Origin of the sequence: Shewanella sp., assembly GCF_013214165.1 — a bacterium.
GTDB lineage: Bacteria > Pseudomonadota > Gammaproteobacteria > Enterobacterales > Shewanellaceae > Shewanella.
Genome location: NZ_JABSSM010000010.1, coordinates 39,469 through 62,499 on the forward strand (window position 1 = coordinate 39,469; position 23,031 = coordinate 62,499).

18 protein-coding genes are annotated in these 23,031 nt (G+C 48.0%); 12 read left to right on the top strand and 6 right to left on the bottom strand.

Features of this window, described 5'->3' with window-relative positions:
• The first annotated feature begins 11 nt into the window (after positions 1 to 11).
• The gene (locus tag HRU42_RS04545; RefSeq protein WP_295029155.1) at positions 12 to 449 is read left to right on the top strand and encodes an MOSC domain-containing protein; all 438 of its coding nucleotides are present in this window, start codon (positions 12 to 14) and stop codon (positions 447 to 449) included.
• Between the two features lie 426 nt (positions 450 to 875).
• Positions 876 to 4,115, top strand: a complete 3,240-nt coding sequence (locus tag HRU42_RS04550) for an amidohydrolase family protein (protein WP_295029156.1) — start codon at positions 876 to 878, stop codon at positions 4,113 to 4,115.
• 175 nt (positions 4,116 to 4,290) lie between these two features.
• Here HRU42_RS04550 and HRU42_RS04555 read toward each other — a convergent pair whose 3' ends face one another.
• The gene (locus HRU42_RS04555) at positions 4,291 to 4,896 is read right to left on the bottom strand and encodes a DNA-3-methyladenine glycosylase I (protein ID WP_295029157.1); all 606 of its coding nucleotides are present in this window, start codon (positions 4,894 to 4,896) and stop codon (positions 4,291 to 4,293) included.
• Positions 4,897 to 5,076: 180 nt separating this feature from the next.
• On the opposite strand from HRU42_RS04555, the gene glyQ reads away from it, so the two are divergent.
• From glyQ to pxpA, 5 genes are all read left to right on the top strand, one after another.
• On the top strand, positions 5,077 to 5,982 hold the full coding sequence (glyQ, locus tag HRU42_RS04560; RefSeq protein ID WP_295029158.1) for a glycine--tRNA ligase subunit alpha: 906 nt from the start codon (positions 5,077 to 5,079) through the stop codon (positions 5,980 to 5,982).
• An 11-nt stretch (positions 5,983 to 5,993) separates the two neighbouring features.
• Positions 5,994 to 8,063 (top strand): glycine--tRNA ligase subunit beta, encoded by a 2,070-nt coding sequence (glyS, locus tag HRU42_RS04565; RefSeq protein ID WP_295029159.1) that lies wholly within the window; start codon positions 5,994 to 5,996, stop codon positions 8,061 to 8,063.
• Between the two features lie 217 nt (positions 8,064 to 8,280).
• Complete coding sequence (gene pxpB, locus HRU42_RS04570; protein WP_295029160.1) at positions 8,281 to 9,048, top strand: 5-oxoprolinase subunit PxpB; 768 nt, start codon at positions 8,281 to 8,283, stop codon at positions 9,046 to 9,048.
• Positions 9,045 to 9,974 (top strand): biotin-dependent carboxyltransferase family protein, encoded by a 930-nt coding sequence (locus tag HRU42_RS04575; RefSeq protein ID WP_295029161.1) that lies wholly within the window; start codon positions 9,045 to 9,047, stop codon positions 9,972 to 9,974. The genes pxpB and HRU42_RS04575 overlap by 4 nt, the downstream gene beginning before the upstream one ends.
• Before the next feature lie 143 nt (positions 9,975 to 10,117).
• The gene (gene pxpA / locus HRU42_RS04580; protein WP_295029162.1) at positions 10,118 to 10,861 is read left to right on the top strand and encodes a 5-oxoprolinase subunit PxpA; all 744 of its coding nucleotides are present in this window, start codon (positions 10,118 to 10,120) and stop codon (positions 10,859 to 10,861) included.
• Positions 10,862 to 10,983: 122 nt separating this feature from the next.
• Here pxpA and HRU42_RS04585 read toward each other — a convergent pair whose 3' ends face one another.
• From HRU42_RS04585 to dnaA, 5 genes are all read right to left on the bottom strand, one after another.
• On the bottom strand, positions 10,984 to 11,718 hold the full coding sequence (locus tag HRU42_RS04585) for a hypothetical protein (protein ID WP_295029163.1): 735 nt from the start codon (positions 11,716 to 11,718) through the stop codon (positions 10,984 to 10,986).
• A 780-nt stretch (positions 11,719 to 12,498) separates the two neighbouring features.
• Entirely contained in the window at positions 12,499 to 14,919 is a 2,421-nt protein-coding gene (gyrB, locus tag HRU42_RS04590) for a DNA topoisomerase (ATP-hydrolyzing) subunit B (RefSeq protein ID WP_295029164.1), read from the bottom strand.
• A 1-nt stretch (position 14,920) separates the two neighbouring features.
• Complete coding sequence (gene recF, locus HRU42_RS04595; protein ID WP_295029165.1) at positions 14,921 to 16,018, bottom strand: DNA replication/repair protein RecF; 1,098 nt, start codon at positions 16,016 to 16,018, stop codon at positions 14,921 to 14,923.
• A gap of 210 nt (positions 16,019 to 16,228) precedes the next feature.
• Positions 16,229 to 17,329 carry a DNA polymerase III subunit beta gene (gene dnaN, locus HRU42_RS04600; protein ID WP_295029166.1) on the bottom strand — a complete coding sequence of 367 codons (1,101 nt, stop codon included), beginning with the start codon at positions 17,327 to 17,329 and terminating at the stop codon, positions 16,229 to 16,231.
• 19 nt (positions 17,330 to 17,348) lie between these two features.
• Entirely contained in the window at positions 17,349 to 18,737 is a 1,389-nt protein-coding gene (gene dnaA, locus HRU42_RS04605) for a chromosomal replication initiator protein DnaA (RefSeq protein WP_295029167.1), read from the bottom strand.
• A 447-nt stretch (positions 18,738 to 19,184) separates the two neighbouring features.
• Here dnaA and rpmH point away from each other — a divergent pair, with 447 nt between their 5' ends.
• From rpmH to mnmE, 5 genes are all read left to right on the top strand, one after another.
• Complete coding sequence (gene rpmH, locus HRU42_RS04610; protein ID WP_006083827.1) at positions 19,185 to 19,322, top strand: 50S ribosomal protein L34; 138 nt, start codon at positions 19,185 to 19,187, stop codon at positions 19,320 to 19,322.
• A 14-nt stretch (positions 19,323 to 19,336) separates the two neighbouring features.
• Positions 19,337 to 19,693: a ribonuclease P protein component gene (gene rnpA / locus HRU42_RS04615; protein ID WP_144049173.1), complete on the top strand. Its 357-nt coding sequence runs from the start codon at positions 19,337 to 19,339 to the stop codon at positions 19,691 to 19,693.
• Positions 19,660 to 19,917: a membrane protein insertion efficiency factor YidD gene (yidD, locus tag HRU42_RS04620; protein WP_112351386.1), complete on the top strand. Its 258-nt coding sequence runs from the start codon at positions 19,660 to 19,662 to the stop codon at positions 19,915 to 19,917. Before rnpA ends, yidD begins: the two co-directional genes overlap by 34 nt.
• Before the next feature lie 3 nt (positions 19,918 to 19,920).
• Positions 19,921 to 21,555, top strand: a complete 1,635-nt coding sequence (gene yidC / locus HRU42_RS04625; protein WP_295029168.1) for a membrane protein insertase YidC — start codon at positions 19,921 to 19,923, stop codon at positions 21,553 to 21,555.
• Positions 21,556 to 21,679: 124 nt separating this feature from the next.
• A partial coding sequence (gene mnmE, locus HRU42_RS04630; RefSeq protein ID WP_295029169.1) for a tRNA uridine-5-carboxymethylaminomethyl(34) synthesis GTPase MnmE occupies positions 21,680 to 23,031 on the top strand: 1,352 nt, incomplete at its 3' end.

The following is a 23,031-nucleotide window of genomic DNA, read 5'->3' on the forward strand; positions in this document are numbered from 1 at the left end:
AGGAATCATCTATGTCGAAACTGATTGCCATCGGATTTAAACCCATTAAACAGCAGCCTATGACACTCGTGACTAAGGCAAGTGTCACCTGCTCCCATGGAGTCGAACAGGATTTCTGCGGCCGACCAGGAAAACGACAAGTCACAGTAATGTCTAAGGAGCAATGGCAAACCGTCTGCGATGAACTAGACACCTTGCTACCCTGGACGACTCGTAGAGCTAATCTACTGGTGGAAGGACTGAGCTTTTCTTCCGCACATGTGGGCAAGATACTTAAGGTAGGTGATCTCAAACTGGAGATCACCGGCGAGACAGATCCATGCAAGAAGATGGAACTAGCCCATGCCGGACTCGAAGCTGCATTAAGACCAGATTGGCGCGGCGGCGTCACCTGCCGGGTATTGAACGATGCGGTGATCAATGCAGGTGATTCCGTTCTACTGAGCTAAACCAAACCTACCGGCAAAAGCAGATTCGATGACAGGCTTGAGCTCTGTGCATCGAGTTAGCTCGACTCTGCTGCTCTTGTTCTTCCTAGCGTTATCTCCATAATCACTTCATACTAGCAGCAAGCCCCATACATTAAACTCGTCTATAAACGTACTCTCAAAACGATCTGCACACCCGCCGCAAAATATATCTATAAGATACTAGGTAGACTAAGCCTTGAATCCAATCAAATTCACAATTTGCTACACGATATTGGTTTTATCAGTCCCCTAAATATGCGATAAAAGACAGGTGCAATTAACAGGTATAAACACCAGCATCACAAAAATAACAACTCATCTCGCTTTAAGAAAAGTCCGGCACAATCAAGCAAGAATAATTATTGCCAAACGTTTTTAGGTTAGAAGAATAAATCAGGGATTAAAATGATGAAACATACGTTAACCCCGCTATGTGCAGCAATCGCACTTAGCTTAAGTTTGCCAATGATGGCGAGCGAATCGACCTCAGACAAGGAACCTAAGTGGCAGGTCAATGCGCCGGCTAATGCGCCATTTGAACAGGTTAAGATTGATGTATCCGAAGGCACCTGGATGAATATCAGCGTCAGCCCCAATGGTAAGACTATCGTGTTCGACATGCTAGGTGATATCTATCAAATCCCCATGCAAGGTGGTGAAGCCAAAGTATTAGCCAAAGGCATAGCCTGGCAGATGCAACCAACATACAGCCCAGATGGTAAGTATATCGCCTTCACCTCGGATGAGAATGGTGGTGACAATATCTGGATCATGGATGCCGATGGCGGCAATCCAAGAGCCATCACCGACGAAACATTCCGCCTGCTCAATAGTCCAGCCTGGAGTCCGGATTCACAATACCTGGTCGCACGTAAGCACTACACAGGTTCTCGCAGTCTAGGTGCCGGAGAAGTCTGGCTATATCATGTGGCGGGCGGCGAAGGTGTTAAGCTCACCGAGCGTCCTAACGAGCAGAAAGATCTGGGCGAACCCGCCTACTCGCCGGATGGCCGCTACATCTACTTTAGCCAAGATGCCACTCCGGGGAAGACATTCCACTACTCGAAAGATTCGGTCAAGGGCATCTATAAGATCAAACGCTACGATACCGAAACCGGTGACATAGAGGTATTAGTCCAGGGCACAGGTGGCGCCATAAGACCTACCCCTAGCCCGGATGGAACTAAGCTAGCCTATATCAAGCGTGACGGATTCCAGTCATCCTTGTACCTGCTCGACCTCAAGTCAGGCAAGAAAGACAAGCTATACGGCAATCTAGACCGAGACATGCAAGAGACCTGGGCCATTCACGGTGTCTATCCGACCATGAGTTGGACCGCCGACAATGAACAGATAGTCTTCTGGGCTGGCGGTAAGATTAACAAACTGGATATTGAGTCCAAATCAGTTAAACAGATCCCCTTCTCGGTGAAAACCGAATTGGCAGTTCAACCTGCGGTTCGCTTCAAGCAAGACCTAGATAAGGATGTATTCGACGTCAAGATGCTGCGTATGGCTCAGGTTTCACCCGATGGTAACAAAGTCGTTTATGAGGCCCTGGGCAAGCTGTGGATTAAGAACTTATCTAATAAGTCTGACAAGCACAGCCGCCTAACTAGGCTAGATTCAGATCTGAGGGAGCTGTATCCCCAGTGGTCTCGTGACAGCAGAAGTGTGGTATTTACCACCTGGGATGATCAGGACCAAGGCACGGTTAAAGTCGTCAGCGTTAGAAACAAGCGCAGTAAAACTTTGACCAAGGAGCCGGGTAAATATGTAGAACCCACCTTCTCTCCCGATGGATCCTTGGTGGTTTATCGCAAGGCTAGAGGCGGTTATATCACACCGAAAACCTGGTCCCAGGATACCGGACTGTATAAGGTAGATATCAAGGGCAAACAAAATACCCGTATCAGCCCAGACGGTTATCAGCCTCAGTTTGGTGCCGACTCGGACCGAGTCTATTTTATGGATCAAGGCGAGACGCCGGAGTTCGCCTCGATAAACCTAGATGGCTTCCAGAAGCGAGTTCATTACACCAGTAAGCTGGGCACAGAATTTCGCCTATCTCCCGATGGTAAACAGCTCGCTTTCGCCGAACGCTTCAAGGTCTGGGTGACCCCATTCGCTAAGCACGGCGAGACCATAGAGATAGGTCCCAAGGCAAATAACTTGCCTGTCAGCCAGTTGAGTGTGCGTGCCGGTGAGAGTATTAGCTGGAATGGCAACAGCGATCAGCTCTACTGGACCTTAGGCCCAGAGCTCTATCAGATGCCAGTAGATACAGAATATAAAGATCAGCGTAAAACCAAGGGTGATGAGCAAGCTAAAACAGATATAGCTAAGGTCGAAGCTAAGATCACCGACCTGGGATTCACCCAGAAGGCGGATGTTCCACGTGGAACAATTGCCTTCGTCGGTGGCAAGATCATCACCATGGAAGATGACAAGGTGATTGAGAATGGTGTGGTGATCGTCAAGGACAATAAGATTATCTCTGTCGGGGACGCATCTACGGAAATTCCCAGTGAAGCGACAGTCATAGACATCAAGGGCAAGACCTTGATGCCAGGCCTATTCGATGCCCATGCACATGGCGCACAAGGTGAAGATGAAATTATCCCTCAGCAAAACTGGGAACTCTACTCGAACCTGTCCTTAGGTGTCACGGCAATCCATGATCCGTCTAACGATACCACAGAGATATTCGCCGCTTCCGAGCAACAGAAAGCGGGTAATATTGCCGGCCCACGTATCTTCTCGACCGGTACCATTCTCTATGGCGCCAATGGTCCCGGCTACACATCTCACATAGATTCACTGGAGGATGCCAAATTCCACCTGGAACGTCTGAAGAAAGTCGGCGCATTCAGTGTGAAGAGTTATAACCAGCCACGTCGTGATCAGCGTCAACAAGTCATAGCCGCCGCGCGTGAACTCGAGATGATGGTAGTGCCTGAAGGTGGCAGCTTGCTACAACATAACCTGACCATGATTGTCGATGGCCATACGGGGATCGAACATTCATTACCAGCGGCCTCTATCTACAATGATATTAAGCAACTCTGGAGTCAGACTGAAGTCGGTTACACCCCGACTCTGGTCGTCGCCTATGGCGGGATCTCGGGTGAAAACTATTGGTACGATAAGACAGAGGTTTGGGCACATCCAAGGCTGTCCATGTATGTACCAGGCGACCTCTTGGATGCCAGATCCATGCGACGCCCCACCGCACCGGATGAACATTACAACCATTTCAATGTAGCTCGTGTCGCCAATGAGATGAATGATCTGGGTGTTAAACCCAATATAGGTGCCCATGGTCAACGTGAAGGCTTAGCCGCTCATTGGGAGATGTGGATGTTTGCCCAGGGTGGCATGAGCAATCTCGAGGTGCTCAAGACAGCAACCATCAATCCGGCTAAGCACTTCGCCATGGATCATCAACTAGGTTCGATCAAGCCAGGCAAGCTTGCCGACCTGATCGTCATCGATGGTGATCCACTCGCGGATATTCGAGTCACAGATCGAGTGACCTATACCATGGTCAACGGCAAACTCTATAATGCCGAAACCATGAACCAGCTAAACGGTGGATCCAAAAACAGAGGCAAGGAGAGAAAACCTTTCTTCTTTGAACGTTAATTGCTGTTTTGAATTTTAAAATCTGGCTAACTTTACTGCCAAACTTTAATTCTATGAAAATTATTTTTTGACATAAAAAGCTAAAAAATAATTTGATTTCGCTTCGCGATGTAAAAAAGCAGCCAAGGTAAAACAGAAAAAGAGTGTTCCACGTGGAACACTCTCTTTTTAGAATCTAGAATCTAGGAACCCTCCCTTCTTTATTACATTTACCATAACAAAAACAAAATGTTGCATGATCATTGACCATTCCCACAGCCTGCATAAACGCATAACAGATTGTCGGCCCTACGAAGTTAAAACCCATTTTTTTCAATGCTTTAGACATGGCTTCAGATTCTGGGGTATGCACAGGAATGTCTTCCATGGACTCGAAGTGGTTCACTATCGGCCGGCCGCCGACAAAGCTCCAGAGAAATTCAGCAAAGTCGTTAGCCGGCTCACTCTTGGTGTCAGAAAAGTTGGCCATGTAACCACGAGCATTCTTGATGATCGAGTTAACCTTGAGCCGGTTTCTGACTATGCCCTTATCCTGGAGTAACTCCTCGACCTTGGCATCGTCGAATGTGGCTATCACAGCAGGATCGAAGTTGGCGAATGCCGCTTCATAGTTTTTTTGCTTCTTGAGAATGGTGATCCAGGCAAGACCCGCCTGCTGACCATCGAGGCAGAGTTTGGCGAAAAGCTCCTGACTGTCGTACACGGGCCGGCCCCAAACATGATCATGATAATCCTGATAAATTTGTTCATTGCCGACCCAGCCGCAGCGCTTCTTGTCCATGGACTTACTCCTAATTTGAGTTTTTCACGGTATTTACTTTAGCAGATAAAAAATAACCTACATATGCGTATTTCTACAAGGTATAATCGAAACCATTTTTATATTTCCAAGCTAGCTCTAGTGGCTCAATGAGCATCTAGACAAGGTATTGGTATCATCCTGACGGCGTAGACACTAGACATGACGACGAAACATGACGTAAAGACATTCCAGGGTTTCATTATGACCCTGCAGGAGTACTGGGCGCAGCAAGGTTGCGCAATTGTTCAACCATTGGACATGGAAGTAGGCGCGGGTACTTTCCACCCTATGACCTTCTTACGAGCATTAGGCCCGGAGCCAATGAGCTGTGCATATGTTCAACCTAGTCGTCGTCCTACGGATGGCCGTTATGGTGACAACCCGAATCGCCTACAACACTTCTATCAATTTCAAGTAGTGTTAAAGCCGTCTCCAGATAACATTCAAGAGCTTTATATTGGCTCTTTAGCAGCCGCAGGCGTCGACATGAACATTCATGACGTACGCTTCGTTGAAGACAACTGGGAGTCACCGACTCTAGGTGCCTGGGGTCTTGGCTGGGAAGTCTGGTTAAACGGCATGGAAGTCTCACAGTTCACTTACTTCCAGCAAGTGGGTGGATTAGAGTGTAAGCCTGTTACTGGCGAGATAACCTACGGTCTTGAGCGCCTCGCTATGTACATTCAGGAAGTCGATAACGTCTACGATCTAGTCTGGACAGACGGCCCAATGGGCAAGATTATGTATGGTGATATTTTCCACCAGAACGAAGTTGAACAGTCAGCTTATAACTTTGAACACGCTAATGTTGAAGTGTTATTCAGAAATTTTGATGACTGTGAGCAAGCTTGCCAGCATCTACTAACACTGGAAAAGCCGCTGGCACTGCCAGCATACGAGCAAGTCATGAAGGCCTCTCACGCATTTAACCTGCTCGATGCGCGCCATGCTATTTCAGTTACTGAACGTCAGCGTTATATCTTACGTGTTCGTACCATGGCTAAAGGTGTAGCAGAGTCTTACTATCAATCACGTGAAGCTCTCGGCTTCCCAATGTGTAAGTAGAGGAATAACAAATGAATTTTGAAAACTTACTGATTGAAGTAGGCACAGAAGAACTGCCTCCAAAATCATTACGTAAGTTAGCTGAGTCTTTTCTTAGCAACTTTACCGACGAACTAAAAAAAGCGGAGCTCAACTTTGAGTCTGCAGTTTGGCATGCAGCGCCACGCCGCTTAGCAATCTGCATCAAGCAACTTGCTTTAGCCCAGGCTGACAAGGTGGTTGAAAAACGTGGACCCGCCGTTGCACAAGCCTTCGATGCCGACGGAAACCCAACCAAAGCAGCCATGGGCTGGGCTCGTGGTAACGGTATTACTGTTGAACAAGCCGGCCGTTTAAAAACGGATAAAGGCGAATGGTTACTGCACCAGGCAAAGGTGGTTGGTGTCGAGACTAAGAGCCTTATTGCCGCCATGGCGCAGCGCTCTTTAGATAAGTTACCTATCCCTAAGCCTATGCGCTGGGGTAACAACAGCACTCAGTTTATCCGTCCCGTGCATACTGTGACCATGTTACTTGGCAGTGAGATCATTGCCGGTGAGCTACTGGGCATAGAGTCAGATCGCGTCATTCGTGGTCACCGCTTCATGGGTCAAGCCAGCTTCGAGTTAGATCACGCCGATAACTATCTGTCAGCCCTGGAAGAAAAAGGCAAGGTACTCGCCGACTACGAGGTCCGTAAGGCCATCATCAAGACAGATGCCGAGGCGGCTGCGGCTAAGATTGGCGGTATTGCCGATCTTGAAGACGAGCTGCTCGAAGAGGTCTGTTCTCTGGTGGAATGGCCTGTGGTATTGACGGCTAATTTCGAAGAGAAATTCCTCGACGTACCTACTGAAGCCCTGGTGTACACCATGAAAGGCGATCAGAAGTATTTCCCGGTATTCGACAAAGCGGGCCAACTTCTGCCTCACTTTATCTTTGTCACCAATATCGAATCTAAAGATCCACAGCAGATTATTGCCGGCAACGAGAAGGTGGTTCGTCCCCGCCTTGCCGATGCCGAGTTCTTCTTCGAAACAGATAAGAAGACCTCTCTAGAGGCTCGCCTGACGAGTTTAGAAACCGTGGTATTCCAGCAGCAGCTGGGGACGATTAAGCAACGTGTCGAACGCATCTCAGCAATGGCGGGGTTTATCGCCAACAGCCTAGATGCCAATGCCGAGGAAGCATCTCGTGCAGGCCTGCTGTGTAAATCAGACCTTATGACCAACATGGTCATGGAGTTCACCGATCTTCAAGGCACCATGGGCATGCATTACGCACGCCTAAATGGTGAGACTGATGCCGTTGCTCTGGCTCTGCAAGAGCAATACAAGCCTAAGTTTTCCGGCGATACCGTGCCTACGGCAGCAATTTCTGTCTGTGTCGCTTTAGCTGAGAAGCTGGATACTCTGGTAGGTATCTTCGGTATTGGCCAAGCACCTAAGGGCGCAGCCGATCCATTCGCACTGCGCCGCGCCGCTATCGGTATCTTACGTATCTGCGTCGAGAATAACCTGCCACTGGATCTGGTTGACCTTATCGCTAAGGCACAGGCACTACATGGCAGTAACTTAACGAATGATACCACTGCCGAACAGGTCCTCGAGTTCTTCATGGGCCGTTTCCGCGCCTGGTATCAAGATCAAGGCGTTAGCGTCGACGTGATCTTAGCCGTACTGGCTCGTCGCCCAACATCACCCGCCGACTTCGATAGTCGTATCAAGGCCGTGGCTCACTTCAGGACGCTGGAGCAGGCATTGGCATTGGCCGCCGCTAACAAGCGCGTGGCTAATATCCTGGCTAAAGTAGAGGGTGATATTCCGGCAAGTATCGATGCTAGCTTATTGACTGAGACCGCAGAGAAGGCACTGGCAGAGAAGCTCAAGCAGCTTCAGCCTAAACTGGCGCCACTGTTTGCCTCGGCAAACTATCAGGAAGCACTGGCACTTCTGGCTGATCTACGTGAGAGCGTGGATACCTTCTTCGAAGACGTCATGGTGATGGTCGATGACCAAGCATTGAAGAACAACCGTTTAGCCCTGCTTTCGAGTCTACGCGAGCAGTTCCTCCATGCGGCGGATATATCTTTGCTACAGTAAGAAGGGCCTAGTTCCTAACGCTTAAATGCTAAGAATAAGGAACTAGAAACTTAACAAGCCTCGGCTCTTGCTGAGGCTTGTTCCTTTAAATCTCTTTCAGCTGCTCGTGTAACACCTCAAACTCATCTCGGCTTAGATCAGCATCGATTAACAAGCGTGCCAAACTAGCTGATAAGTATTATGCTGATCCTTTACTGCAATAGATAAAAAACACACCATGACCGACATACTGCGACCTAAGTTATTCCGCCTCGGTGAAAAAGCCCTGGTACTGGATTGTGCCTCTCTATCGGCCTCAAGCAGCAGGCTGGAGATACAGAGAAAAATTTGGCACATAGCGGATCTTTGCAGAATCAGTGCTGACTTTGACGATATTGTGCCGGGTAATAATAATCTCACGTTTTTTTTCAAAGACAGTAAAAAAATCCCCTTCTGGAGCAATCAAATCAACACGCTTTGGACCAATGAACGGGTTCAAGACAAGCCAGGTAAGCTCATCCAGATCCCGGTCCAATATGGTGGGGAATATGGGCCAGACCTTAATGCTGTTGCCGAGTACCACAAACTCACTCCGCAAGAGGTCATAGCGATACATACCTCGGCTCAATACAAGGTGCTATTCCTGGGTTTTCAGCCCGGCTTCCCCTATTTAGATGGGCTGGATAAGCGACTCTTTACCCCAAGGTTGGCAACGCCTAGATTATCGATTCCTGCAGGATCTGTCGGTATTGGTGGTGAACAGACGGGTATATATCCGGCTCAGTCTCCTGGAGGCTGGCAGCTGATTGGCCGCAGCACCTTGACACTATTCGATTCGGCATCTGAGCATGGTGCCCTGCTGGCCCCCGGAGACAGGGTACAGTTTGTCTCGGTGCTCTCTATTTCAGAGCCGCCGATTTTGGAGCAAGCTATTCCAGAGCAATCTAGTCCCAAGTACACTCATTCGGACCAAGCTACAGCCAACCATAAGGCGTCCCCCAGATGATAGAGGTACTCACTCCCGGATTTCACACCACAGTTCAAGATCTGGGACGCACAGGTTATCGTCACATAGGCGTATCAGTCTCGGGCGCATTAGATCCACAAGCCTTGATGCTGGCCAATCGTTTAGTCGCTAATCCTGATAACGCTGCAGGCCTCGAGGTCACGGCGGGAACATTGGAGCTCAAATTTCACCGTGATGCCTGGTTTAGCCTGACGGGAGCCGACTATGAGATCAAGATAGGCACTAGGGGAATATGGCATGGCTGGCGCAGCAAGATTAACGCCGGAGAAACCCTCACCTTAAGAGGACCAAAATCCGGAATGCGCGGCTATCTCGCCGTCGATGGCGGCATAGATGTGCCTATTGCTTTGGGATCGAGATCGACACTCATAGCCGCCGAACTAGGCGGCCACCAAGGTCGCGCCCTCAAGGCAGGGGATCATCTCCCCTTAGGAGAGAAACACTCACTTTCTAAGCCTATTGGCGCGGTGCACAGAGCTTATTCTAATGAGGTACGCGCCCTACCAGGGCCCGAAATGGCCCTGTTTACCCAGCAATCACGTAAAGTATTCTGGACTAGTCAGTGGCAAGTCTCTAACGACAGTAACCGCATGGGAGCACGTTTATCCGGTGAGGCATTAGACTTAGAGCAAGCACAAAGCTTAAACTCACATGCTGTGATGCCTGGCACCATTCAGGTACCGCCATCGGGTCAGCCCATAGTCCTGCTAGCCGATGGTCAGACGACCGGTGGCTATCCTAAGATAGCCACAGTGATTGAAGCCGATCTCTGGAAGCTAGCGCAGACAAGGCCAGGGCAAAAATTGCAATTTATTCACGTGAGTCCAAATCAGGCGGAAGACGCGAACTATGAATGGCAGCAGTATTTTTATCGCCTCCAAAGAGCGATAGATACTAATAGCTAAGAAGGTCTCGAGTTACTAGCTTCGGGCTAAAGAAAAGCTAGAGGGTGACGAGTTTAAAAGCTAAATTCTGAAATAAATTCATGATGACAGCAACAGAAAATTGTTTAGGACTCTTGCTTACAACTAACAATAGGCGGTCAATCATGTCATCGAGTCCAAGAGCTTACCCGATAGATCTCAATGCCGACTTAGGTGAAGGTGGCGCCAATGATGCGGCCCTGCTGCGAGTGATCACTTCGGCCAATATCGCCTGCGGAGGTCATGCCGGCGATCAATCAAGTATGCAGACCACAGTGAAACTCGCGCTAGCCTCTGGGGTTAACATTGGCGCTCACCCCAGCTTTCCCGATCGTAAAAACTTTGGCCGTCTGCCCATGGACATTTCTGACCAAGCACTATCGAGCACACTCGAACGACAAATCAGCTCATTAAAAGCCGTATGTGACTCCCAAGGCGCTAAATTGTTCCACGTGAAACCTCACGGTGCGCTTTATAACCAGGCAGCGTTCAGCGAGCATTTAGGCCTAGTATTGATTAATGCCATAAAACGCATAGATCCAAGTTTAAAACTGATGATCTTAGCAGCCAGCCCTCTGGTGCAACTGGCAAGACACCAAGGACTCGATGTGATCGAAGAAGCCTTCGCCGATCGGCGATATTTAGCCAACGCCAGCCTGGCTCCCAGACAGATGAAGGGCGCCGTGATAGAGGACGATGCTCAAGCCATGTCACAGGTTGAGCTGTTACTCGCGAATGAACCGCTACCGACACTCGATGGAGCCTGGTTACGACTGAAGGCCGATAGCATCTGTATACACGGGGATAATGAGCATGCACTCAGCTTTGCCAAGCTGATAAGCCAGAGGCTTAAACGAATGAGAAACTAGCTTTAGGACTGTGGACGCAGAGCTTAAATACAGGAATACCAGTAGCCCAAGCATACAGACTACCTCGTTAAAATACAAAAAAGCCCAGGACAACTCCCGAGCTTTAACTAAAAAATCAACCCTTAGATTTTACTGTACACCAATACCATAGAGCCGTTGCGCATAATATGCTCTTCAACTTCGAGATCTGGGTTGCTTACTTTAAAAGCCTCTACATAATCAATAGTTTCAAATACAGAATTATGATACGCGCGGATCAGACAAGATGATGGCTTACAGTAGTGATAATTAATATCCAGTTCATCAAATCCCCCCCCCCAATTCGACACCCAGTTCGCCTCGGTCTCAGTGAAACTACTCACCACCAGCTCCAGGTACTGATCTGGATCTGACAGTATCAGTTTGGCAACGTCCGATGGCATGCCGTTAAAGGCAATCCCCTGGTTATTATGACGCGGCAGATACATCACCCCATCATGGAAAAATGGGCCTTTTTTCAAGGAATAAATCTCAAATAACTGCTGGTATTTGTCATCACCTAAAACAACTCTAGGTAAATGTATTGACTTCAGTTCTACAGCTACCCGTTCATCATTGGGAAGATCGGGTTCAAGGTGATGATTAGCAGCTGCGGAAGCAACATCATAAAAATCAGTGTGAGGCTCATAAATTATCAATGAGTTAATGACGATATCAGCTACAACTTCCTCTTGAACACTAGCATCATTTTTGGCTGCTTCAAGGTTTTTATCTAGTTCATTAACAGGATAAAAATAAATAAAACCAATCCCGATAACCAAGGCTAACGTTATAGTTATAATAGGTGAGAATAATTTCATATGTTGCGCTTCCGGCATTTATCTACAAGCTTCTATAGGGCAAATCCAGCCACCATGAGTTCGATCACACTTGCTTGACTCACAAGTCATTGGCGCAGCAATAGCACCACCAATAACGCTGCCGACTAACAAACAGATAGCGATTGTTATTTTCATTGGTTTAACCTCACTTATCTTGACAGTAACAGGTGTCGCTATCACAGACACAATCTAAATCTACAGGCTCAGCAGTAGCTGGATTAAATACACCAAAACAGAAAAATAATATGGCTAATTTACTCGATTTTTTCATTGCAATGATTCCATTCAACAATTAAGAAGCACAAGCATAACAATGAGATAAATATTATTCAACATGCTTTAAGTAATAAAACCCTGTCTTAAGCGTCCATACGCTTGAAAGACATTACCTATATCCCTATGGGTCATGCCGTGAATGCCTATACCTTTTACTTTCAAACAAAGGGAACATTAATGGCCAGACATAAACCCCCTCCTAGACCATGACCACCAAGGAGGGTGGAAATGCGCTACAGATGTCGGGAACATCTGGCACCCATGGTCCTCGGGGATAAATACTTCCAGACATAAACCCCCTCCTAGTACCTCCTGTACTCCGGGGATAAGCACTCTATAAAAAAGGTCCATGTACAAAAAAGCCCCAGATTTCTCTAGGGCTTTTATTTTTCTCTTTTGCTGTTAGCTTTTAGCTTTTAGCACTAAACGTTAGCTCAAACATCTTTTTGCCACACAGTGGCATCAATAGAGATGCGCGGCAGATCTATTTAGACGACCTATTTAAACGTCAAGGTTCGCTACGTTGAGCGCATTCTCTTCGATAAACTTGCGACGCGGTTCAACTTGATCACCCATCAAGCAGGTAAACAACTGATCGGCGCCGATAGCATCTTCGATGGTCACGACCAACATACGGCGCGACTCAGGATCCATGGTGGTTTCCCAAAGCTGCTCAGGGTTCATCTCACCCAATCCCTTATAACGTTGGATATAGAGGCCACGTCTGGAATCGTTCATCAGCCAATTAAGCGCCTCGACGAAGGTAGAAACCTCCTTCATGCGCTCACCACGCTTAATATAACCACCGTCGACTATCAGTCCTTCGAGGGCCTCAGCGAGCTTAGCCATGCGCTCATAGTCGCTGGAGTTCAGGAAGTCATAAGAAAACAGATAGCTGGTATCGATACCGTGCTTACGTATATGCACATTGGGCAGATACACTTTACGCTCAGGATCCAAAAACGGTTCGGCACTATAAATAACACCGCCAGACTCTTTCTCGGTTAGATCGGCGATAAATTCTTCACACCACTGCTTAACCTTAGCCTCATCGGCTAATACATCTGCACTCAGGGCTGGATGATAAAGCATGCGCTCGGTCAACAGAGTCGGATAACGCAGATCTAAACGGTCAAAAATAGCTTCGACTTCGCGATACTGATACACCAACTTCTCTAACGGTGCACCTGAGATAGCAGGCGCGTCAGCAGAAGAATGCAGCTCACCACCGTCTAGGGCTAAGTTAGTCAGAAACTCTGTCAGGGCCTGCTCATCTTTCAGATACTGTTCCTGTCTGCCCTTCTTCACCTTATAGAGAGGTGGCTGGGCGATGTAAATATAACCACGTTCGATAAGCTCAGGCATCTGACGGAAGAAGAAGGTCAGCAGCAGAGTTCGAATGTGAGATCCATCGACGTCCGCATCGGTCATGATGACGATGTTATGGTAACGGGTCTTATCGGGATTGTATTCATCACGACCGATACCACAACCCAGTGCGGTGATCAGGGTCGCGACTTCCTGAGAAGACAACATCTTATCGAATCTAGCCTTCTCGACGTTTAGAATCTTACCTTTCAGTGGCAGAATCGCTTGGTTCTTACGGTTACGCCCCTGCTTGGCGCTACCGCCAGCAGAGTCACCTTCCACTATGTATATTTCAGAAAGCGCTGGGTCTTTCTCCTGACAATCAGCCAGTTTACCCGGCAGACCGCCTAAATCTAATGCACCCTTACGACGCGTCATCTCGCGGGCTTTACGCGCCGCTTCACGCGCACGAGCCGCATCGATAATCTTACCGACAATCAACTTGGCTTCGTTTGGATGCTCCATCAGATAATCACCCAACTTCTCACCCATGGTCTGCTCAACCGCCGACTTGACTTCGCTTGAAACCAACTTGTCTTTAGTCTGGGAGCTGAACTTAGGATCCGGAACTTTAACCGAGACCACCGCAGTCAGGCCTTCACGGGCATCATCGCCGGTAGCACTGGTCTTGCCCTTCTTGTTATAACCTTCACGCTCCATGTAGGTGTTGAGGTTACGGGTCAAGGCACCACGGAAGCCAGCAAGGTGAGTACCACCGTCACGCTGAGGAATGTTGTTGGTGAAACAGAAGATATTTTCCTGGAAACCATCGTTCCACTGCATGGCTACTTCGACTGTGATGCCGTCATCGCGTTCATGAATGAAGTGGAACACGTCTTTGTTGACCGGTGTCTTGTTCACGTTCAGGTAATCGACGAAGGCGCTGATGCCACCTTGGTACTGGAAAAACTCATCACGGTTATCACGCTCATCGAGCAAGCGGATGCCTACACCCGAGTTGAGGAATGACAGCTCACGGACGCGCTTAACCAGAATATCGAAATGAAATTCGATATTATTAGTGAAGGTCTCATGGCTTGGCCAGAATCTTAGCTCGGTACCCGTGCTCGTCGCATCGCCAATCTCTTTGATCGGCGCATCGGGCACGCCCATGGTATAGAACTGCTCGTAGAGCTTACCGTTACGGCGAATCGTCAGCTGTAACTTCTCAGACAGGGCGTTTACCACCGACACCCCGACGCCATGAAGACCACCGGAAACTTTATAGGAGTTATCATCGAACTTACCGCCCGCATGGAGTACGGTCATGATCACTTCTGCGGCCGAAATGCCCTCTTCCTCGTGCATTTCGACTGGGATACCACGCCCATCATCTTTCACCGATACCGAGCCATCGGCATGGATAGTGATGACAACCTCACTACAATGACCCGCTAAAGCTTCATCGATAGAGTTATCGACCACTTCGAATACCATGTGATGTAGACCAGAGCCATCGTCGGTATCACCGATATACATCCCTGGTCTCTTCCGTACTGCATCAAGGCCTTTAAGGACCTTAATACTCGAAGAATCGTAACTATTCTCTGACATATTATTCTCTCGTCGGTTGTTCAATTACCGTTACACGCCCCTGTTCCACATGGAACACCTTACTCGGTGGCGTGTTTAACGAATCTAGTATCGCTGCAGGATCGATGGCGGTAACAAAAACTTGTGCCCCGGTATCGATTAACTGCTGCAGCAACAATTGCCTGTGCCTCGCATCCAATTCCGATGGAAGATCATCCACCAGATAAATACTATGCTTATCTATTTGCTGCTTGAGTAACTTTCCCTGTGCAATACGCAGTGCACAGACTAACAATTTCAGTTGTCCCCGGGATAATGCATCCTGAACCGGCAAGCTGCCTACACGTAATCTCAAATCAGCTTTATGGGGACCACTAGCGGTATTACCGCTAGATATATCTCTGGGATATTGCGCCTCTAAGAGCTGCGCATAATCTGTTTTACTATCCCAACCTCGCGTAAACGAAATCTTCACATCGACCTGAGGTAGAAACTCTTCGATTATACCCTTTAGTAGCTCATTTAACGAGTTTACATATTGAGTTCTGATATCGGTCACGACTTCAGAATAACGCACTAACTCTCGATCCCAATATTGAATCTGAGCATAGCTAGCTTCATTTTTAAGCAACTGATTTCGTTGCTTTAAAATCCGCTTTACATTGATCCAAGCCGAATGAAAAGTTTTATCACAATGGAAGGCTCCCCAATCGATAAACTGACGCCTCGATTTAGGCCCTTCAAACAGCAAGGCAAAACTCTCGGGAGTGATCACTTGTATCGGCAAAGACTCTGCCAGGGTCGATAATCGTTTGACCTTGTCGCCGTCAATCTTGACCTCGGTCTCGCCGCTGCGAAATCGTCTCAGGCCTATCTTGCTCTCTTTATCCTGCACTTTTAAGTTAGCGAATAAGGTTAACTTATCATCCGAATGTTGGATCACGCGCTGAGAAAGATGACTGCGAAAGGAGCGGCCCATACCAAGAAAATAGATAGCCTCTAAAATACTGGTTTTGCCACTGCCATTCTGACCATAAATAAGGTTAATCCCTTCGGCCGGAAGCAGTTGAGCAGAGGCGATATTCCGAAAAGTTTCAATATGAAGACGCGTCAGACTCATTTATGGCTCATTAATCACTTATTCGGGCAAACTAACAAGATGCGCGTAATTTAACGGATAAAAACAGTGCAAATCATCAGGTGTAAAATTCAAATAGCCAAGAAGATTAGCATATCCACAGACCACATCAAAGGGCAGATTTCATCCACAAAAAAGGCTGCGTTAGCAGCCTCTTCAATATTAATTTGGGTTTATACCATCGAATGAAGACTAGAGCCTCATCGGCATGACCACATACATAGAATTTTCTTCGATATGATTCTCGATCAGCGCACTGGAGTTGCCATCGATAAGCGTGATACGCACATCGTCCGAGGGTAAGTTATTGAGCACGTCCAACAGATAACTGACATTGAAGCCTATTTCCAATGGAGTGTTATCATATTCCACATCGATGATCTCCTCGGCTTCTTCCTGCTCAGGGTTATTAGCGGTGATCTTAAGCAGGTTATTTTCTAACTGTACCCGCACACCACGGAACTTCTCATTCGACAGGATAGAGGCGCGCAGCAGAGCCTGTTTAAGCTGGTTTCTACTGGCGATAACCACTTTATCGCCCCCCTTAGGCAAGACTCGACGATAATCGGGGAAACGCCCGTCAACGAGCTTACTGGTCAACACGGCACTGGATGTCGTCGCGCGTATGGCATTATCGCCTATGGCGATAGTCACATCTAAATCTTCACCTTCGAACAGACGTTGCAGCTCGATGACACCCTTACGGGGCACGATCACCTGCTTCTCGGGCAGAGTCGCCTCAATTTGACGATGACTCAAGGCTAAGCGATGACCGTCGGTGGCAATGGCACGCAGTACATTGCCATCGGTTTCCAGTAGCAGGCCGTTGAGGTAATAACGCACATCCTGGTTAGCCATGGAGAACTGAGTCGCATCTATGATCGACTTGAGTATGCCCTGCTTGATGGTAAATTCGATATCAGACTCGAACGCCTCGACATTGGGATACTCTTCCGCCGGCAGTGTCGCTAAGGTAAAGCGACTGCGACCGGACCTGAGTAACAGGCGATTTTCCTGTTGCTCAATCTTTATCTCGACCTGATCGGGGAGTGATTTAACGATATCGAGAAATTTCTTCGCCGGAACGGTAGTACGTCCCTCGCGAACATCGCCTTCTAACTGAACCTGACCGACTAATTCGACCTCAAGGTCGGTACCGGTCATCTTAAGTGAGTGACCACTCACTTCAACTAAGAGGTTTGCCAGAATAGGCAAGTTATGTCTTCTCTCCACCGCTCCATTAACTAATTGCAGCGGCTTTAATAGGGCATCCCTATCAATTGAAAATTTCATCAGTTTCAATTTCCCAGATTTATGAAGATAGCGTACGGATCAAGTTAGCATAATCTTCTTTAATGTCATGACTTTCTTCGCGCAACTGTGCAATTTTACGACATGCGTGTAACACAGTTGTATGGTCACGACCACCAAAAGCATCCCCTATCTCAGGTAAGCTCTGGTTGGTTAATTCTTTCGATAACGCCATAGCCACCTGACGAGGTCTGGCGACACTACGAGAACGGCGCTTAGACAGCATATCTGCCATCTTGATCTTATAATATTCGGCAACCGTCTTTTGAATGTTATCTATGGTGACTAATTTTTCCTGCAACGCCAGCAGATCTCGCAAGGCTTCGCGGACGAAATCTATGGTGATTGGGCGACCGGTAAAATTAGCATTCGCTATGACTCGATTCAATGCCCCTTCGAGTTCACGAACATTAGAACGTAATCGCTTAGCGATGAAGAAAGCGACTTCATCGGGTAGATTGACACCACTCTCCTGCGCCTTACGCATCAGGATGGCCACACGAGTCTCTAATTCAGGCGGCTCGATAGCTACGGTCAAGCCCCAACCGAAACGAGACTTGAGACGATCTTCTACACCATCGATCTCTTTGGGGTACTTATCTGAGGTCAAGATCACCTGATGATTGCCTTCCAATAACGCATTGAAGGTATGGAAGAACTCTTCCTGGGATCTGTCTTTATTGGCAAAGAATTGAATATCATCGATAAACAATGCATCGACGCTACGGTAATAGCGTTTGAACTCTTCGATGGCATTATTCTGTAGGGCTTTCACCATATCCTGAACGAAACGCTCAGAATGCATGTAGACCACTTTGGCATTGGGATTATTCTTGATGATGGCATTGCCCACGGCGTGTAACAGGTGGGTCTTACCTAGGCCGGTTCCGCCGTAGAGGAATAATGGGTTGTAAGCACCGCCAGGATTTTCGGCGACTTGCTGCGCCGCAGCCTTGCCTAATTGATTCGATTTACCCTCGACAAAGTTGTCAAACTGATAAGCCGGATTAATATTACTTCTGTGATTCGCCGTGATAGCCGGTTCGGGCATATTCACATTAAATGACGTCTTGGTCGGCCTGGTATTCATCTGGACTCTCGGGGGAGCCATTGCAGGCATCGCCTGAACCGGGCGTGGAGCCGCAGGCTTGCTGCCTATATCGAAACGTAACTTAGGCGCATCACTACCTAGCTGCTCAGTAAAAAACTGATTGATGATGTTGATATACTTGTCTCTGACCCAGTCGAGTACGAAGCGATTTGGCGCGTAGAGAACCAGAGTGTCCCCATCCATTTCTGCTTGTAACGGTCTGATCCACATGCTGAATTGTTGAGACGAAAGCTCATCTTGTAGTCGTCCGAGACATTGCTGCCAAAGTGTAACCGCCACGTACTTATCCCCAAAAGATCATACAAAGAGGGCTATTCTATAGTGAGAGCCCTAGGATCGCTATCCTTATAATATAATTATCCCCAGATAGATCAGCTTTAACATATGACACAGATCCAAAAGGATCTACAGCGATCTTATTATTTGAAAAAAGCGGCAAAACCAGCTTTATAAAGCGATCCGAATCGATCTATAATTAGCGGACTTAGATCGGCTAAGTGATCACTGGATCCACAAGATGTAGTGGTCATGCACAGAGTTATCCACAACTTCTGGTGGCTTGGGCTAGGTCGGCTAGAAAATAAATGGCTAGAATTTTGACACTTGATGCGTTTGCTTGTTGACGGGCATTGTTAAAGTGATTACAATTCGGCCTCTTTTTTACCCCTATTACTCAATTTTGAGAATGTGGGTTTTTTTCAACTAACATAAAGACGGATTGCCACAATGAGTAAACGTACTTTTCAACCAAGCAACCTAAAGCGCAAGCGTTCTCACGGATTCCGCGCTCGTATGGCTACAGTTGGAGGCCGCAAGGTCCTAGCTCGTCGTCGTGCTAAAGGTCGCGCTCGTCTTTCTGCTTAACAGTAGAAATGCAAGTGACTAGCTATACCTTTACGCGGGAGTTACGTTTGTTAACTCCCGCGCAATTCAAATCTGTATTTGCAAAACCTATCAAAGCCTCTTCCGCTGAAATAACCTTACTTGCTATTCCGAATTCTGAGCAACATCCGCGTATTGGATTAACCGTTGCTAAGCGTTTTGTTAAGAAAGCCCACCAGCGAAACAGAATTAAACGTATCATCCGTGATAACTTTCGTTTGCATCAGCACGAATTACCTCCGGTCGATATTGTCGTTTTGGTCAGAAATGGCGTCGTAGAGATGGAAAATGCAGAGCTCCATAAATTGGTAGAAAAGCTATGGCGAAAACTCAGTCGCCGCTACAATGGCTAGCAACCACGATTATTCGTGGCTACCAAATATTTATAAGCCCCCTGCTGGGGGCTAATAAGTGCCGCTTTCATCCAACATGCTCATATTATGCTATCGAAGCCATTCGTTTGCATGGATTTGTAAAAGGTAGTTGGCTTACAGCAAGACGCGTATTAAAATGCCACCCTTTGCATCCGGGCGGTATTGACCCCGTCCCCTCAAAAAAACACAGGTGTAATAAATAGGCTATGGAATCTCAACGCAATATATTACTTATCGGTCTGCTTTTTGTCAGCTTTTTGCTTTGGCAACAGTGGCAGATGGATCAAGCTCCACAACCAGTGGCTACCGAAACAAGTTCGGTAACGACTGCAGCAAATGCTAGCAGCGCGCACGGTTCTGATGTCCCAGATGCTGATTCAGCACTTCCAGCTGCAGTTATCGCTTCGAAAGAATTGATCACGGTGACTACCGACCAACTCATCATCAAGATTAACCCCATCGGTGGTGATATCGTCTTCTCGGCTTTGGTTGAACATAAGCTAGAACTGGAAAGTGACGACCCATTCATTCTTCTGGAACAGACTAACGATATAAACTACATAGCTCAGAGTGGTCTTATCGGTCGTAACGGTATCGACAGCAGCACTAAGGGCCGTGCTCACTTCGACAGTGCATCACGCCAATATACTATGTCTGCGGGTCAGGATACGCTCGAAGTCCCCTTGACCTATGTAGCTGACAACGGCGCTAAGTACACTAAGATGTTTATCTTTCACCGTGGTCAATTCAAGATTGATGTCGACTATGTGATCGACAACATCACAGCTGAGCAGCTTCAGGTGCAGATGTACGGCCAGATCAAGCACAGTATCAAGGAAAGCGAAAGCAGCATGATGATGCCGACGTATCGTGGTGCCGCCTTCTCTACTACAGACATTCGTTACGAGAAATACAGTTTCGATGATATGGCTGACAAGAATCTGGATAAGCAGACCCTAGGTGGTTGGGCAGCTATGCTACAACACTACTTCGTTTCTGCCTGGATACCACCAGCTGACGACCAAAACACCATTTTTTCCAGTTTAAGTGCCGGCGGTCAGGCCAATATCGGTTTCCGTGGCGCCATCTATGATGTTGCACCGGGTGCGACTCAGACGATCAATGCTCAGTTCTATGTCGGTCCTAAAGATCAGGCTGCCCTGTCTGAAATCTCTGACTCACTTAACCTAGTAGTTGATTATGGTTTCCTCTGGTGGATAGCAGTGCCTATCAACAAGTTACTCATGTTCTTCCAGTCATTGGTCTCTAACTGGGGTCTGGCGATTATCCTCATCACGCTGACAGTGCGTGGTATGTTATTCCCGCTCACTAAGGCGCAGTACACCTCTATGGCTAAGATGCGTAATCTACAGCCTAAGCTTGCTGAGATGAAGGAACGCTTCGGCGATGACCGTCAGAAGATGGGTCAGGCCATGATGGAGCTGTACAAGAAAGAGAAAGTTAACCCCATGGGTGGCTGTCTGCCAATCTTGCTACAGATGCCAATCTTCATCGCACTCTACTGGGTACTACTAGAAAGTGTTGAATTGCGTCATGCACCATTCATGTTATGGATCACCGATTTATCGGTACAAGATCCTTACTACGTGATGCCGATTCTGATGGGTATCTCCATGTTCGTCATGCAGAAGATGCAGCCAATGGCACCGACCATGGATCCAATGCAACAGAAGATGATGCAGTGGATGCCTGTGGTATTTACCGTGTTCTTCCTCTGGTTCCCTGCCGGTCTGGTACTTTACTGGTTAGTCGGTAACCTAGTGGCTATCACCCAGCAGAAGATCATCTACGCGGGTCTGGCGAAGAAAGGCTTAAAATAAGTCTGCAACCAAACCAGCGTTAACTGAAAAGCGGTTTAATACTTAGGTATTAACCGCTTTTTCTTTTTATGAGAGACTGAGTTTTTCAGTGTTTAATCCATAATTCAGCGTAGGGATCACAGTAATGACAGCAGATACTATCGTGGCACAAGCCACCGCCCCAGGCCGTGGCGGTGTGGGTATCATACGTATCTCCGGCGATCAGGCCAGCGACGTCGCTATGGCCATGCTGGGGCACATACCCAAGACACGTTATGCCGATTACTGTGATTTTAAGACGGCCACGGGTGAAGTGATCGATCAAGGTATCGCCCTCTTCTTCCAGGGACCCAACTCCTTTACCGGTGAAGATGTACTGGAACTCCAGGGCCATGGTGGCCAGATAGTGCTGGATATGCTGATCAAGCGCGTGATGGAAACCGAGGGCATTCGCATCGCCAGACCCGGTGAATTCAGCGAACAGGCCTTCATGAATGACAAGTTAGATCTCACCCAGGCCGAAGCCATCGCCGATCTTATCGATGCCACCAGCGAACAAGCCGCTAAGAGCGCCCTGAACTCACTCCAAGGCGAATTTTCGGCAGAAGTACATGCATTGGTCGAACAGGTCACTAACTTGCGCCTATACGTCGAGGCAGCCATAGATTTCCCCGATGAGGAAGTAGACTTCCTCTCTGACGGTAAGATTGCCGGCTCACTCAACAAGATCATCACCCGACTGGACTCGGTCAAGGCCAGCGCCAAGCAAGGTTCGATAATCCGTGAAGGCATGAAGGTGGTGATAGCCGGTCGACCCAATGCCGGAAAATCCAGCCTGCTTAACGCACTCGCGGGTAAAGAGTCTGCCATAGTCACCGAAGTCGCAGGCACCACCCGTGATGTACTGCGCGAACATATACACCTAGATGGCATGCCATTGCACATCATAGACACGGCAGGCCTGCGTGACACCGTCGATACCGTCGAGAAGATCGGCATAGAACGCGCATGGGCCGAAATTGACAGTGCCGATCGCGTGCTATTTATGGTCGATGGCACCACCACAGATGCCGTCGACCCACACGAGATCTGGCCAGATTTTATCGAGCGTCTCCCCGATAGACTCGGTATCACAGTGGTGCGTAACAAGGCAGACATCACCGGCGAGTCATTGACACTGACCGAAGATAGCGGCCATCCCGTGTTCCGTATCTCGGCCAAGACAGGTTTAGGCATAGAAGCGCTCAAGCAGCACCTTAAATCGCTTATGGGTTATCAGAGCAATCTCGAAGGCGGCTTTATCGCCCGTCGTCGTCACTTAGAAGCCCTAGATCTGGCCAGCAGCCACCTGATGTTAGGTAAAGAGCAATTAGAGGTTTACCTGGCCGGTGAGCTACTCGCCGAAGAATTACGCATGACCCAGCTCGCCTTAGCAGAGATCACAGGCAAATTCACCTCAGACGATCTACTGGGCAAGATCTTCAGCTCTTTCTGTAT